Source organism: Streptomyces sp. NPDC051320, from assembly GCF_040682175.1.
Taxonomy (GTDB): Bacteria; Actinomycetota; Actinomycetes; order Streptomycetales; family Streptomycetaceae; genus Streptomyces.
This window is the reverse complement of record NZ_JBFBAL010000016.1, coordinates 107,842-122,179: the sequence shown is the minus strand read 5'-3', so window position 1 is coordinate 122,179 and position 14,338 is coordinate 107,842. Positions and strand designations below refer to the sequence as shown.

Sequence of the window (14,338 nt, the reverse complement as noted above, 5' to 3'; positions counted from 1 at the left end):
CCCGGCCGGACCGCTGATCGACGGCCACGTATCCGTCGATCAGCAGTCATTTACGCGTCAGTCGCCCACGGTCTCCTCGATTTGCTCCGGACTGGCCATCGCCCCAGCCCACACCCTCACATCGGTGATTCGCGCCGGCAGATAATGACCCCAGCCCCCGCCGGTGTAGCCCTTGCCGACCGCGAAATCGCCCACGCCAGCAGCAGCGGTGAACACCTTGGGTTCGTCGTTCTGCACGCGCCCCACGTCGAGGCTGATCGTCCCCGCCTGCGCATCGAACACACCGGCCAATCGGACCGGGCCGTCCGTTTCGGCGACGTCGTCCGAGATCACCGAGCTGAATGTTCCGTCACTGTTGAGGCGCCCGAAGTGCCACTTACCGACCGGGACGATCTTCTCCTCAAGGGTGCCCTCGTCCACGACCGTCTTCTTGCCCGTCAGTTCGAACCACAGACCCCAAGCGGAGCCGTCAGCAGTCCGCTGACCCAACACCTGACCGGTGTACCCGATGTCCTTCGCCGCGAGTTTCTCGCTGTCCAGGGCCGCCAGCGTGGTCACCGTGAACGACCCCGTGTCATCGACCAGCGGACCCGTGGCGGTAGCCGCCCCGTCCGTGCCGTCGAGCACGATCGACTCGCCGTCGAGCGACGCACCGCCGGACAGGGTCAGAGTCTTGCCGTAACCGGACACCGTGTCAGCGAGCGTGCTGCCACTTCTGCCGGCAGGATTCCAGTTCGCCACCAGCTCCGCTCCTGCGTATTTTTCACTCGTCATCACGTGAGCCTGGTCGGCGGCCTCCTGGGCAGTCAGAGCACGCTGCCACACCGACACCTCATCCACCGAGCCATCCGCGTAATCGGTATAGGTATCGGACCAATGCGTGCGGCCGATCTGCAGGGGCCCCGTTGCCGCCCAAGCCGTGGTGTACGGGACGCTGCCCTGCGGCAGACCATTGACATAGAGGGTCACCGTCTTCGCCGACGCGTCAAACACGCCGGTCAGCTGCGTCCACGCTCCCAGTACGGCCTTGTTCTTCGACCACACCCGCTGATACGACCACGTCGTCCCCACCGCCGCATCGGCGTTCACCGCCCGGAAATCCCATTTCCCGGCGCTCTGCTCATAACCGAGGTAGAACGGGCTGCGGTGCACACCGTCCTGGCTGACAATGGTCCGATTCCTCGAACCGTCCTCCAGCCGCACCCACGCCGACACCGTGTACGACGACCGAGTCTCCAGCACCTGCCCGCTCGTCGCCGCGTACCCGCTGCTGCCGTCCAGCTTCAGACCCTTGTCCGTGACCGGCGTCGCCAGCGAAGCACCGTTAACGTCCTTGGTGATCAGCCCGCGCCGCCCCCGGTCATCACGCACTGCGCCCCCGGCCAGCGTCGCGTCATGACCACCCGCGCCGCTGCCCGTGGCGGAATCAACCGCAACCCCTGAACCTTCGTTGAAGTGCCACTGGGCGATGGGCCCGGCGCCTGCGGCGACCAGGAAGTCCACCACGCTCTGCGCACCCCAGCCGATACTGTCCCGGGCCCGCACGTACAACCGCTCCGTGCCCGCATCCTGCGGTGTCAGCGTCACCGACACGCTGGTCCCGCTCCCCGCCGACACCCACGCCGCCGAGGACGACAGCTTGTACTCATAGCCCGTCACATCACCGTCAACCGAAGCCGGGGTGAAAGTGAACGTCCCCTTCATACCCGGGCCGCCCCCCGGCACGCACGCAGCCGATGTGCACTCCGTGTACGGGGTCCCCACCTTCACCGTCGGACCGTGCGGGCGTGCCGGGTCGACTTTGAAGTAGCACCAGCCGGTCGTTGAGGCGTTGGAGGGGCCGGCCAGGTACTTGCTCCCGTCGTAGTAGGAGCGCACCCAGGCTCGGTAGCGGTACAGCGTGCCTTCGGCCAACGTCGACCACGGCAGGGTCACATGCGCCCCGTCGCCCACGTAGCCCGTCGACGGGCGTAGGTCTCCGTTGGTTTCCGGGCTGTCTTTCCACGCTCCAGTGGCGTCGAGTTGGTCAACGTCGAAGTAGATGCGCAGTTGTGCGTCCTTCTCACCGCCGGATGCGGTCTGGGCGGTCGCCATCAGCGCCGGCGTCGGATCCGAGGTGATCAGCGGGTCCGATGCGCTCGTCTCACACACCGGCTTGTTGCCCACGTTCACGCCGATCCCGGACGGCTTCGCCGGCAGGCCCACAAAGTCCACCGAGAGCACGGCGTCGTTCTTGAACCGCTTCCACGCGCTGGTGTCCGTCTCGTCATGCGCCTTGAGCATCAGCGTGAGGCGGGAGAACTTACCCGCAGCAAAGCTCTGCACGGTCGGCGTCAGGTTCTCGTTCGGCTCGCTCGGGCTGTCGTTGAACTCGATCGGCGCGTCCGGAGAATCCGGATCACACAACGACCCCCGCCCGGCCGACACCGACCGGTCGACCATCGTGTCCCAGCCGCCCTGCGGACGCGACGCCCACGTGGTGGAGGAGGAAATGTTGTCCGGGGTACGGATGAGGTCCACCGTCCGGGGCGAGCACTGGAACGCCCACGGCTCCGTCACCCGAAACGTCGCATCCAGCACCTTCTTCCCCTTGAGGCTGGACGGGGAGAACTCGAAATACAAACGCTGGACATACCCCGGCCCGCAGTAATAACCCGACCAGGTACCGCACTTACCGGCGCCCATCCCCCGGTCATCGCTCCCGTTACCCCACCCGTACGACTCATAGCCGTCCGAACGCAACAAAGTGCGCTCCGACTCCCCCCACGTCACCGTCGGGTCGATGAACACCGGGAAATCACCGCTGCTCGCCGTCTGCAGCATCTGCGCGTCCGGCACCACCGACAAAGCATCCTTCGAAACCTGCACATCCATCCGCGCCACGTCATCACCCTGACCGGGATGCAAACCCGAACCCGATGCGGCACTCTCCGACGGATCACCCGGCGTCGCACTGCCCGCAGCGCTCTCCGTCACGCTCGCGGACGCGACGCTCCGGCGGACAACCCCACCCGCAGGCTGAGCCGCCGTGCCCGACTGGTCAGTGCCCGACTGGCCTGCCGAGTTCCACATCTGCGCCGGGGGCGCACGGAACACCGTGTTGCCGTTCCCGTCCACCGCGGACAGATTCCCCGCCGCACCCGACTCGACCTTCAGCCCCGACGTCTTCAGCCCGAACTCGAGCTTCTTCAACCCCGGATCCGCCGCCGCCTGCGCCGACTTCACCACCAACACATGCTGGAAACTCTCCGCCGTCGCCGTCACCTTCAGATCGACGTCCGGCAGCACATCCCCATACACCGCGCTCGCACCATCCAGCACCGGAACCGGCAGCTTGTCCGGCCACGACAGCGCCAACGACTTCCCCGCATCCGCGATCCGCGCCAGCGTCCTGTCGCTGCCACCACCCGAGAACGACATGTCCACCGCGGCGGCCTTCGGACCCACCGTCCCATCCGCGCGCTTCACCAGCGTGGGATCCGGCGCCTGCCAGCCACCGTCCGGCTTCGCCACCCGCACCGGGACCGTCGACTGCTCCAGCGTGAACGTCGAACCGTCCGGATTGGCGAAGACCGTCGAACGATCCGTCCGTTCCCCCAGCACCTCGACCCGCTGACCCGACTTCTCCGCCGCCGCCAGCGCCTGCTGCCCCTCGGTCAACACCGGGGCATCCGCCGCCGACGCAGTCCCCGCCCCGGACACCGGCCCCACCAGCACCGCACACACCGTCGCGAACACGGTCACCGTGACGCTCAGAGCATCCCGCCGCCGACGCCCCCCGTACCGTCCGACGACACGACTACCCCACACCGACGTCACAGAACCCCGCCCCCAGAGCCACAGAATCTTCAAAGACTCCGGAAGGAAACACTGTGCGTTACGCACCGTCAAGGAGAGGAACCGCGAGCTCACGCGCTGCAGGCGTGCCGGTCCAACCAACTCGCTTGCGCAATAAGGGAGTTGAAATCCACGTCACATGTTGACCAAGAAACCCGATTCCACCTTGCGGAAATCCCAGCGGGTTGCATGTATCACCAAAGATCAACTCATAGCCGACATCGACGGTTAAGGCCCATTCCGGGCGACTGATCTACCGCAAGCGACGGAGGCCCAGCGGGCTGAGGATCCACAGCGCGGGCCGTCCTGCTACTGGCCCGACCACTCCGGCACCGCCCCCGTCAGCTGGCAGACCATCAAGTACAGCGGAATCGGCGGCGTGTACGGCAGCGGGTCCTGCGGCCAGTGCAGCAGGCGGGGACGCGCCCCCGAGACGCGGGCGCCGCGGGCGTAGCGCACCTGGGGCGGCCAGGCGAGTTCGAGGTCCGAGCCGGCCGGGACGATCCACCACCACCAGTCGTCGTCGACGAAGACACAGCCGGGCTTGGGCAGCCGGGCCAGCAGCCGGAAGCCGTGGTGGTCGGGCACCCCCACGGCGTCGCAGCCGAGCGGGGTGGAGAGGGTGGGGACGCGCGCGAGCGCGGTCCTCAGCACGGCCGCCCCGTGTCGTGCGGGAGCTCCGCCCAGACCAGTCGGCCCGGGCCGTGGATCGCTTCCCGCACACCCCATGCGCTGCTGACCGCGTCGACCAGGAGCAGGCCACGGCCGTGTTCGCCCTCGGGCGCGAGACAGAGCTGCGGTCCCCCGGAGGTATGGCCCTGATCCTGTATGGCGATGCGCAACTGCCCACCGGCGGCGCGCAGTTCACAGGCGACGTGGTCCCCGGCCGTATGCACAACCGCGTTGGTGACCAGCTCGGAGATGATCAGCAGCGCGGTGTCGCTGGTGTCCTCGGAGAAGTCCCAGCAGGCGAGCCGATTCCGTGTCAGGCGGCGGGCGCGGGCGACGGAATCGGTGCGTGCCGGTAATTCGAATACGTAGCGCCGTATGTCACTGTCGGGGCACCGATCGATGAGCTGGGGGACGAGCGCAGTGCCTGGAGCCACAACCGAATCCTCACGGTGGGGGAACGACGACTGCCGCGCCTTCCCCCACGGGCGCACGCCAGTCGCACAACTGCTTCACCGCTCTACTGTCCTCCGTCACGGACACCTTGGCAAGAGGCACTTTGAAAAGTACAGAGTGGCGTTTCCCCGATTGGATGGACATGGCACACTGCTGAACAACTGCCCATGTGGAGGTCTCAGTTGAGTGAGCCGCGGTCCGCCCCGACCGTCGGCCAGGTCGTGCTCGGAAAGCGCTTGCAGGAACTGCGCGAGCGAGCCGGTCTGAGTCGCGAGCAGGCTGCCAAGGTCCTCAGGGTCGCGCCGGCCACCATCCGCCGGATGGAGACGGCCGAGGTGGCGCTGAAGATCCCCTACGTGCAGTTACTGCTGAAGGCTTACGGAAACAACGAAGCGGAGGCGGATGCCTTCATCGAACTGACGGAGGAGGCCAATCAGCCCGGCTGGTGGCAGCGTTTCCACGGCATCCTGCCCGACTGGTTCAGCATGTACGTCAGCCTGGAGGGCGCCGCCGCACTCATCAGGGCGTACGAGCCGCACTTCGTGCCCGGGCTGCTGCAGACCGAGGTCTACGCACGGGCGGTGATGCGGAGCGGCGCCGTCGGGGAGACCAGCCCGCAGGACATCGACCGGCATGTGGCGCTGCGGATGGAGCGTCAGTCCCTGCTGAGCCGGCCCGACGCGCCGGCGTTCTGGGTGGTGATGGACGAAACGGTCCTGCGCCGGCACGCCGGAGGTCCCGCCGTCATGCGGGGGCAGGTCGACCGGCTGCTGCAGGCAGCGGATCTGCCGAACGTCACGCTGCAGATCGCGGAGTTCAGCGCCGGTCACCACCCGGGGACGTACGCCCCGTTCGTCCTCTTCCGCTTTGCCGTACCCGAGTTGCCCGACATGGTCTACAGCGAGTACCTGACCGGCGCCGTCTATCTCGACGCGCGCCAAGAAGTGGCTGCCCACCTCGAGGTCATGGACCGCATGGCGGCGATGTCCGCCACAGCACAACGCACGAAGGAGATCCTCAGAGATTTCCGCAAGGAGCTGTAATGAAGCACATATACAACGGCATGCCTGCCGGGGATCTCGGCGCCGAAGGCTGGCACAAGCCGTGGAGCGGTGGGAACGGAGGCAACTGCGTAGAAGCCATGAAGCTGTCCGACGGCCGGGTCGCCGTGCGTCAGTCCGCCGATCCGGAGGGCCCCGCTCTCATCTACTCACCGGGTGAGCTGGCTGCGTTCATCCAGGGCGCCAAGTCGGGGCAGGCCGACTTCCTCCTCACGTAGCAGCTCCCCGAGCGCCGGGGTGCGCGCCGGACCGACCGACCGGACCGGCGGGCACCCCCAAGACGTTCCGCAGCTCAGTGGCCCCGTCCCAGCCACTCCGGCAGGCCGGGGGCCTCCGCGCCGATGGTGGTCGGGTCGCCGTGACCGGTACGGACCACGGTGGCGGGATCGAGCGTCAGCAGCCGGTCACGAATGGACGCCACGATCGTCGGGAAGTCCGAGAAGGAGCGCCCTGTCGCGCCGGGTCCGCCCTGGAAGAGCGTGTCCCCGGTGAAGACCGTGTCGAGCGCCGGGGCGTACAGACAGACCGCGCCCGGGGCGTGGCCCGGGGTGTGCAGCACGGTCAGCTCCGTACCGGCGACCGACAGGGTCTGCCCGTCGGACAGTTCACCGTCGGGGGCCCGGTCCGGGTGGGTCAGTTTCCAGAGCGGCAGGTCGTCGGGGTGCAGCAGGATCGGCGCCCCGGTCGCGTCGGCGAGCGCGGGAGCGGCGTCGACGTGGTCGTTGTGCGCGTGGGTGCAGACGATCGCGCGCAGCGTACGCCCGGCGAGCGCGGCCTCGATGGCGGCGGCGTCGTGGGCAGCGTCGATGACGATCGCTTCGTCGTCGTCGCCGACGATCCAGACGTTGTTGTCGACGTCCCAGCTGCCGCCGTCGAGCGAGAAGGTGCCGGAGGTGACGAGGTGGTCGATACGGGCGGCCATCAGAACTCCACCACCGAGCGGAGCACATCGCCTTGCCGCATCCGCTCGAAGGCCTTCTCCACCTCGTCGAGCCGGATGGTCTCGGTGACGAAGGCGCCGAGGTCGATGCGGCCCTGCTGGTGCAGGTCGATGAGCATCGGGAAGTCGCGGGACGGCAGGCAGTCGCCGTACCAGGACGACTTGAGCGCCCCACCGCGGCCGAAGACGTCGAGCAGCGGAAGCTCCAGTCGCATTTCGGGGGTCGGCACGCCCACGAGGACGACGGTGCCGGCCAGATCGCGGGCGTAGAAGGCCTGCTTGTACGTCTCCGGGCGGCCCACCGCCTCGATCACCACGTCCGCGCCGAAACCGCCGGTCAGTTCCCGGATCGCCTCGACCGGGTCCGTGGTGCGGGAGTTGACGGTGTGGGTCGCGCCCATCTTCCGTGCGGTGGCCAGCTTCTTGTCGTCGATGTCGACGGCGATGATGCGGGCAGCTCCGGCGAGCCGTGCCCCGACGACGGCCGCGTCGCCCACTCCGCCGCAGCCGATGACCGCGACCGAGTCGCCGCGTCCGACCTGGCCGGTGTTGATGGCCGCTCCGATGCCGGCCATCACCCCGCAGCCGAGGAGTCCCGCGACGGCCGGCGAGACCGAAGGGTCGACCTTGGTGCACTGCCCGGCGGCCACCAGGGTCTTCTCGGCGAAGGCGCCGATGCCCAGGGCGGGAGAGAGCTCGGTGCCTCCGTCGGCCAGGGTCATCTTCTGCTTCGCGTTGTGCGTGTCGAAGCAGTACTGCGGCCGGCCGCGCAGGCAGGCCCGGCACTGGCCGCACACGGCACGCCAGTTGAGGATCACGAAATCGCCGGGGGCGACGTCGGTGACGTCGGTTCCCACCGCCTCCACGATTCCGGCCGCCTCGTGGCCCAGCAGGAAGGGAAAGTCGTCGTTGATCCCGCCCTGCTTGTAGTGCAGGTCGGTATGACAGACCCCGCAGGCCTGGATCTTCACCACGGCCTCCCCTGGTCCCGGATCCGGGACCAGGATCGTCTCCACGCGGAGCGGCTCGTTCTTGCCGGGGGCCACGACCCCCTGGACCTGCTGCGTCATGCCGTCAACAGCCTTCCGTGTCACCGGGCGGTTTTGTCGCCCCAGTCTGTCAGGCACTCTCCCAGGCCGGTCAGTCTTCCAGGCCCGGGCGCTCCGCCGCGACGGCCGCGACCCGGCCGCGAACCACGAACCAGCCGCCGACCAGAGCTGCGGCGATCAGCGGAAGGCACTCGATGGTCGTCCGGCCCACGCCGCCGCCCCACCACATCAGGAAGGCCACACCGGCGAGGAAGCACAGCGTGACGATCTGGGTGTACGGAGCCCAGGGCAGCCGGTAGGCCGGACGGCTGACCCGTCCCTCCCGGGAACGCCGCCAGAAGAGCAGCGAGCAGAGCATGACCATGCCCCAGGTGCCGAGGATGCCGATGGAGGCGAAGTTGAGGACGATCTCGAAGGCCTTGCCGGGCACCAGGTAGTTGAGGATGACGCCCAGCACGCCGAAGCCCGCGGTCAGCAGGATGCCGCCGTAGGGCACCTGGCCCTTGTTGAGCCGTCCGGTGAACCGGGGGGCGGAACCGGACAGCGCCATCGAGCGCAGGATGCGGCCGGTGGAGTAGAGCCCGGAGTTCAGGCTGGAGAGCGCCGCCGTCAGCACGACCAGGTTCATCACGCCTGCCGCGCCGGGGACGCCGAGTTTGGCCAGCACGGTGACGAAGGGGCTCTGCCCGTCGGAGTACGCGGTGTACGGGAGCAGCAGCGCCAGCAGGACCACCGAACCGACGTAGAAGATGCCGACCCGCCACATGATGGAGTTGATCGCCTTGGGGATGATCTTCGCGGGATTCTCGGTCTCGCCGGCGGCGACACCGCACAGCTCGACCGAGGCGTAGGCGAAGACGACGCCCTGGATGACCAGCATCATCGGCATCACACCCCGGGGGAAGAAGCCTCCGTGGTCCCCGATGGTGGCGAGGCCGGGCGTGTGTCCGTCGACCGAGTGCTGGGTGACCACCAGGAAGATCCCGATGCACATGAAGACGATCAGCGCGGCGACCTTGATGATCGCGAACCAGAACTCCATCTCGCCGAAGTACTTCACCGAGATCAGGTTCGCGGTGAGCACCACGGCGAGTGCCACCAGGGCGCAGACCCACTGCGGGACCGAGCTGAACATCGCCCAGAAGTGGGCGTAGGTGGCGGCGGCCGTGATGTCGGCTACGGCGGTGGTCGACCAGTTGAGGAAGTAGAGCCAGCCGGCCGCGAAGGCGCCCTTCTCGCCCATGAACTCGCGCGCGTAACTGACGAAGGCGCCGGACGACGGGCGGTAGAGGACGAGTTCGCCGAGGGCCCGTACGACGAGGAAGGCGAAGGCGCCGCAGACCGCGTAGGCGATGGCGAGGGAGGGGCCCGCGCCGGCCAGACGGCCACCCGCACCGAGGAAGAGTCCGGTGCCGATGGCGCCACCGATTGCGATCATGTTGATGTGACGGGACTTGAGGTCCTTGCTGTAGCCCTGATCGCCGGCATCGACGTGGGGGGATGGGGCTGCCGCCGTGATGGTGCGGTCACTCATGTGGTGCTTCGCCTTACGTGGGGGAACCGGTCGATCAAGGCGACAGCGTAGAGGGGCGCACCGGGCACGAGAACCGATTGAAATCTTTGTCACATAACGTTTGAAACACCATATGTCAGGGTGCGAGGACGTCGAGCTCCTTCAGCGCGCCGACCGCGATCTCCCTGGTGAGTTCCTCGGCGCGCGTTGCATTCCCTTCCCGAACGGCCTCAGCGACCTGCACATGCAAGGTTACGGCCGCCGGGTCGGGGTTCTCGAACATCACCTGGTGCTGCGTGCGACCGGTCAGGACCTCCGCGACCACATCGCCGAGTTTGGCAAACATCTCGTTGCCCGATCCGCGCAGCACCAACCGGTGGAAGGCGATGTCGTGCACGAGGTAGGCGGGCAGCTGGTGCCCGCGTGAGGTGGCGACCATGCCCAGCGCCCGCTCGGTGAGCTCGGCGCACTGTTCGGCACTGGCGTTCCGTGCGGCGAGCCCGGCGGCCACCGGCTCCACCGAGTAGCGCAGCACGGTCAGTGACCGCAGCTGGTGCGGGCGGTCGGTGCCGGCCAGCCGCCAGCGGATGACCTGCGGATCGTAGACGTTCCAATTCTCGGTCGGCCGCACGGTGACGCCGACCCGGCGCCGGGATTCCACCAGGTGCATCGACTCCAGGACGCGGATCACCTCGCGGATCACCGTGCGGGACACCTCGAAGCGCTGGGCGAGTTCGTCGGTCCGCAGCACGCTCCCCGGCGGATACTCCCCGCAGGTGATCGCCGGCCCGAGGCTCTCCAGCACATGGGCGTGCAGCCCCCGGCCCTGAGTGGTCATGGCGACAGCCTACGGGGCCCAGTCGCCGGCCATTAAGTATGACTTTTATGTCACAGCCTCTTGAATACGTCGTACCAATGAGTTTCAGTTGCGCCACGGACCCGCGTCGATGAAGACAGCGCCGAAGAAGACAGCGAGGCACCACCGATGAGCACCCCCCGAGTCGTCGTCCTGATGGGCGTGGCAGGGACCGGCAAGACCACGATCGGTCCGCTGCTGGCCGAAGCGCTGGGCGTTCCCTACGCCGAGGGCGACGACTTCCACCCGCCGGCCAACATCGCCAAGATGTCGGCCGGCACGCCTCTGCAGGACGCGGACCGCCGGCCCTGGCTCGACGCCATAGGGCAGTGGGCGCACAGCCGCGCGGGGCGCGGTGGGGTGGTCAGCAGTTCGGCGCTCAAGCGTGCCTACCGGGACCGGCTGCGGGCCGAGGCCCCTGGTGTCGTCTTCGTCCATCTCACCGGCGACCGGAAGCTGATCGAGGAGCGGATGACGGAGCGCAAGGGCCACTTCATGCCCACCGCGCTGCTCGATTCGCAGTTCGCCACGCTCCAGCCGCTGGGCGATGACGAGCCCGGTGTGGCCGTCGACATCTCCGGAACCCCCGCAGAGATCACCGAGCGGGCCGTGGCGGCGCTGCGCCGCCTCGATCAGTAGCGCCCATCCCCGTCCCCACCGTACGAGTCAAAGGAATCCACCGTGTCCAGTCTCAGCGTTGAGATCCTGGCAGCGGACGTCGAGCCGATATCCTCGGCCGGCCATGCGCAGCTGGGGATCGCCGTCCTCGCGGGCATCGCCGTCATCGTTCTGCTCATCACGAAGTTCAAGCTGCATGCGTTCCTGTCGTTGATCATCGGATCGCTCGTGCTGGGGGCGGTGGCCGGCGCCCCGCTCGACAAGGTCATCACCAGCTTCTCCGGGGGCCTCGGCTCCACCACCGCGAGCGTCGGTGTACTGATCGCGCTGGGCGCCATCCTCGGCAGGCTGCTCGCCGACTCCGGCGGCGCCGACCAGATCGTCGACACCATCCTCGCCAAGGCGAGCCGGCGGATGATGCCCTGGGCGATGGTGCTGATCGCCGCCATCGTCGGCCTGCCGCTCTTCTTCGAGATCGGCATCGTGCTGCTGATTCCGGTGGTCCTGCTGGTCGCCAAGCGCGGCAACTTCTCGCTGATGCGGATCGGCATCCCGGCGCTGGCCGGTCTGTCCGTGATGCACGGCCTGATCCCGCCGCACCCCGGCCCGCTGGTCGCTATCGCCGCCGTGCACGCCAATCTCGGCCTCACCCTTGCGTTCGGCCTCGTCGTCGCCATCCCGACCGTGATCATCGCGGGCCCGGTCTTCTCGAAGTACGCGGCCCGCTGGGTCGACATCCAGCCGCCGGACCGGATGATTCCGGAGCGCGCCTCCGACGAGCTCAAGAAGCTGCCGGGTTTCGGCGCCACCGTGGGCACCGTGCTGCTGCCCGTCCTGCTGATGCTGGCCAAGGCACTCGTCGACATCGTCATCGACGACCCGGCCAACACCGTCCAGCGTGTCTTCGACGTCATCGGCTCACCGCTGATCGCCCTGCTCGCCGCGGTCGTGGTGGCCATGTTCACGCTGGGCCGCGCCGCCGGATTCACCAAGGGCCGGCTGGCGGCCACCACGGAGAAGTCGCTCGCCCCAATCGCCGGTGTGCTGCTGATCGTCGGCGCCGGTGGCGGCTTCAAGCAGACCCTGATCGACACCGGCGTCGGCCAGATGGTCCTGGACGTCTCGAAGGACTGGTCGATCCCCGCGCTGCTGCTTGCCTGGCTGATCGCCGTGGTGATCCGTCTCGCGACCGGCTCCGCGACGGTGGCCACGGTCTCCGCCGCCGGTCTGGTCGCTCCGCTCGCCGCCGACATGTCGTCTTCGCACGTGGCGCTGCTGGTGCTCGCCCTCGGTGCCGGTTCCCTCTTCTTCAGCCATGTCAACGACGCGGGGTTCTGGCTGGTGAAGGAGTACTTCGGGATGAGTGTCGGGCAGACGATCAAGACGTGGTCGGTGATGGAGACGATCATCTCCGTCGTCTCCATGATCTTCATCCTGCTGCTGTCGCTGATCGTCTAGGCAGCCCGCCGTCCCGTCCACCGTCCGTGCAGTCGGCGGTCGCCCGATCGCCGGCCGCCCGAGGAGGCCCACCCGTCATGGCACATCCGCTCTTCGACATCGCCGGCCGCACCGCCCTGGTCACCGGCTCCAGCCGGGGCATCGGCCTGGCGCTCGCCCGGGGGCTGCTCGAAGCCGGCTGCACTGTGATCATCAACGGGCGGGACGAGGACCGGCTGAAGGCCGCGGCCGACGAACTGGCGGACACCGGGGGCACGGTGCGTACCGCGCCCTTCGACGTGACCGACGGTCCGTCGGTGACCGCCGGGATCGCCGCGACCGAGGAGCAGGCCGGTCCGCTGGACATCCTGGTCAACAACGCCGGGATGCAACTGCGCGCCCCGCTGCTGGAATTCACCGACTCCGACTGGCACCGGATCGTGGACACCAATCTCACCAGCGCCTTCCTGGTGGGCCGCGAGGCGGCCCGGCGGATGACCGGGCGGGGCCAAGGAAAAATCATCAACATCTGCTCGCTGCAGAGCGAGGTGGCCCGGCCGGGCATCGCCCCCTACGCCGCGACCAAGGGCGCGCTGAAGATGCTCACCAAGGGCATGTGCGCCGACTGGGGCAAGTACGGCATCCAGGTCAACGGCCTGGGGCCCGGTTACATCGAGACCGAACTGACCCGGCCGCTGGTGGAGGACGAGGAGTTCAGCTCCTGGGTCCGGGGCAGAACCCCGGCCGGGCGCTGGGGCCGGACCGAGGACCTGGTGGGCGGCGTGCTCTATCTCGCCTCCCCCGCCTCGGACTTCGTCAGCGGCCAGATCCTGTACGTCGACGGCGGAATGACGAGTGTGCTGTGATGCGCGGATGTGTGATCCATGGAGCCGACGACCTCAGGATCGAGGAACTGCCCGAGCCGGTGCCCGGTCCGGGTGAGGCCGTCGTATCGGTACGGTACGGCGGCGTGTGCGGCTCCGATCTGCACTACTGGCGCCACGGCGGCGTGGGCGACTTCCTGCTCCACGAGCCGATGGTGCTGGGCCACGAGATCGTCGGCACCGTCCATTCCTACGGCCCCGGAACGGACGGGCCCGCGGTCGGCACCCCGGTCGCCGTGCACCCGGCGACGCCGTGCGGACGATGTGCCGAGTGCCTGGACGGCCGGGCACAGGTCTGCCGGGACACCCGCTACCTGGGCAGTGCCGCCCGCACCCCGCACGTCCAGGGCGGCTTCGCCTCCCGGGTCGCCGCGCCCGCAGGCCAGTTGAGGGCCCTCCCCGACAATCTTCCGCTGCGCCGGGCGGCGCTGGCCGAGCCGCTGTCGGTGGCCCTGCACGCGGTGCGCCGGGCAGGCTCCGTCCAGGGGAAACACGTACTGGTCACGGGTGCCGGGCCGATCGGCTGTCTGGTGGTGGCCGCTCTGCGGGCCGCCGGTGCCTCAGCCGTAACGGTCACCGATCTGCTGCCGCGGGCTCTGGAGTTCGCCGCCGCGGCCGGTGCGACCACCCTCGTACGCGCCGACGACCCCGCGGATCCCGGGTGGCCCGACGAGGTGGACGTCGCCGTGGAGGCCTCCGGTTCCGCGGCGGGCCTCGACACCTGCCTGCGCGCCGTGCGGCGGGGCGGGGTCGTGGTCCAGCTCGGCATGTTGCCTCCCGGCATGAGCCCGTTCGCCGGGAACCTGGTGGTGAGCCGGGAGATCGAACTGCGGGGGGCACTGCGCTTCGCCACGGAGTTCGACGAGGCGATCGGGTTTCTCGCGCGGGAGTCCCTGTTCGATGGGCTGGTGAGTGCGGTGGTCCCGGTGGGACGGGCGGTGGAGGCGTTTGCGTTGGCCGGGGACCGGGGGCGGTCCTGCAAGGTGTTGCTGGACTTCGGGGTGTGAGGGGGAGTGCC

Annotated in this window: 13 protein-coding genes; 6 read left to right on the top strand and 7 right to left on the bottom strand. The window is 68.5% G+C overall.

All coding sequences use genetic code 11. The features are described from left to right. Positions 1–57: 57 nt before the first annotated feature. The 3 genes from AB0M87_RS28895 to AB0M87_RS28885 form a co-directional block, all read right to left on the bottom strand. Positions 58–3,711: a LamG-like jellyroll fold domain-containing protein gene (locus AB0M87_RS28895; RefSeq protein ID WP_365858097.1), complete on the bottom strand. Its 3,654-nt coding sequence runs from the start codon at positions 3,709–3,711 to the stop codon at positions 58–60. 435 nt (positions 3,712–4,146) lie between these two features. Then, positions 4,147–4,491: a hypothetical protein gene (locus AB0M87_RS28890; RefSeq protein ID WP_365858057.1), complete on the bottom strand. Its 345-nt coding sequence runs from the start codon at positions 4,489–4,491 to the stop codon at positions 4,147–4,149. Continuing rightward, positions 4,485–4,943 (bottom strand): ATP-binding protein, encoded by a 459-nt coding sequence (locus AB0M87_RS28885; RefSeq protein WP_365858056.1) that lies wholly within the window; start codon positions 4,941–4,943, stop codon positions 4,485–4,487. Before AB0M87_RS28885 ends, AB0M87_RS28890 begins: the two co-directional genes overlap by 7 nt. Before the next feature lie 201 nt (positions 4,944–5,144). On the opposite strand from AB0M87_RS28885, the gene AB0M87_RS28880 reads away from it, so the two are divergent. Beyond that, positions 5,145–6,005, top strand: a complete 861-nt coding sequence (locus AB0M87_RS28880; RefSeq protein WP_365858055.1) for a helix-turn-helix transcriptional regulator — start codon at positions 5,145–5,147, stop codon at positions 6,003–6,005. Continuing rightward, complete coding sequence (locus AB0M87_RS28875) at positions 6,005–6,241, top strand: DUF397 domain-containing protein (protein ID WP_365858054.1); 237 nt, start codon at positions 6,005–6,007, stop codon at positions 6,239–6,241. Before AB0M87_RS28880 ends, AB0M87_RS28875 begins: the two co-directional genes overlap by 1 nt. 74 nt (positions 6,242–6,315) lie before the next feature. Here the strand turns inward: AB0M87_RS28875 and AB0M87_RS28870 are convergent, their stop codons facing one another. The 4 genes from AB0M87_RS28870 to AB0M87_RS28855 form a co-directional block, all read right to left on the bottom strand. Further along, positions 6,316–6,945 (bottom strand): MBL fold metallo-hydrolase, encoded by a 630-nt coding sequence (locus AB0M87_RS28870; RefSeq protein WP_365858053.1) that lies wholly within the window; start codon positions 6,943–6,945, stop codon positions 6,316–6,318. Next, positions 6,945–8,033 (bottom strand): S-(hydroxymethyl)mycothiol dehydrogenase, encoded by a 1,089-nt coding sequence (locus AB0M87_RS28865; protein ID WP_365858052.1) that lies wholly within the window; start codon positions 8,031–8,033, stop codon positions 6,945–6,947. The genes AB0M87_RS28870 and AB0M87_RS28865 overlap by 1 nt, the downstream gene beginning before the upstream one ends. Positions 8,034–8,103: 70 nt before the next feature. Beyond that, on the bottom strand, positions 8,104–9,546 hold the full coding sequence (locus AB0M87_RS28860) for an amino acid permease (RefSeq protein WP_365858050.1): 1,443 nt from the start codon (positions 9,544–9,546) through the stop codon (positions 8,104–8,106). Positions 9,547–9,661: 115 nt separating this feature from the next. Then, complete coding sequence (locus tag AB0M87_RS28855; protein WP_365858048.1) at positions 9,662–10,363, bottom strand: FCD domain-containing protein; 702 nt, start codon at positions 10,361–10,363, stop codon at positions 9,662–9,664. Positions 10,364–10,510: 147 nt separating this feature from the next. Here AB0M87_RS28855 and AB0M87_RS28850 point away from each other — a divergent pair, with 147 nt between their 5' ends. From AB0M87_RS28850 to AB0M87_RS28835, 4 genes are all read left to right on the top strand, one after another. After that, the gene (locus AB0M87_RS28850) at positions 10,511–11,020 is read left to right on the top strand and encodes a gluconokinase (RefSeq protein WP_365858046.1); all 510 of its coding nucleotides are present in this window, start codon (positions 10,511–10,513) and stop codon (positions 11,018–11,020) included. A gap of 42 nt (positions 11,021–11,062) precedes the next feature. Further along, positions 11,063–12,457: a gluconate:H+ symporter gene (locus AB0M87_RS28845; protein WP_365858044.1), complete on the top strand. Its 1,395-nt coding sequence runs from the start codon at positions 11,063–11,065 to the stop codon at positions 12,455–12,457. Positions 12,458–12,534: 77 nt separating this feature from the next. Further along, positions 12,535–13,302: an SDR family oxidoreductase gene (locus tag AB0M87_RS28840; RefSeq protein ID WP_365858042.1), complete on the top strand. Its 768-nt coding sequence runs from the start codon at positions 12,535–12,537 to the stop codon at positions 13,300–13,302. After that, positions 13,302–14,327 (top strand): L-idonate 5-dehydrogenase, encoded by a 1,026-nt coding sequence (locus AB0M87_RS28835; protein WP_365858040.1) that lies wholly within the window; start codon positions 13,302–13,304, stop codon positions 14,325–14,327. The genes AB0M87_RS28840 and AB0M87_RS28835 overlap by 1 nt, the downstream gene beginning before the upstream one ends. Positions 14,328–14,338 lie beyond the last annotated feature (11 nt).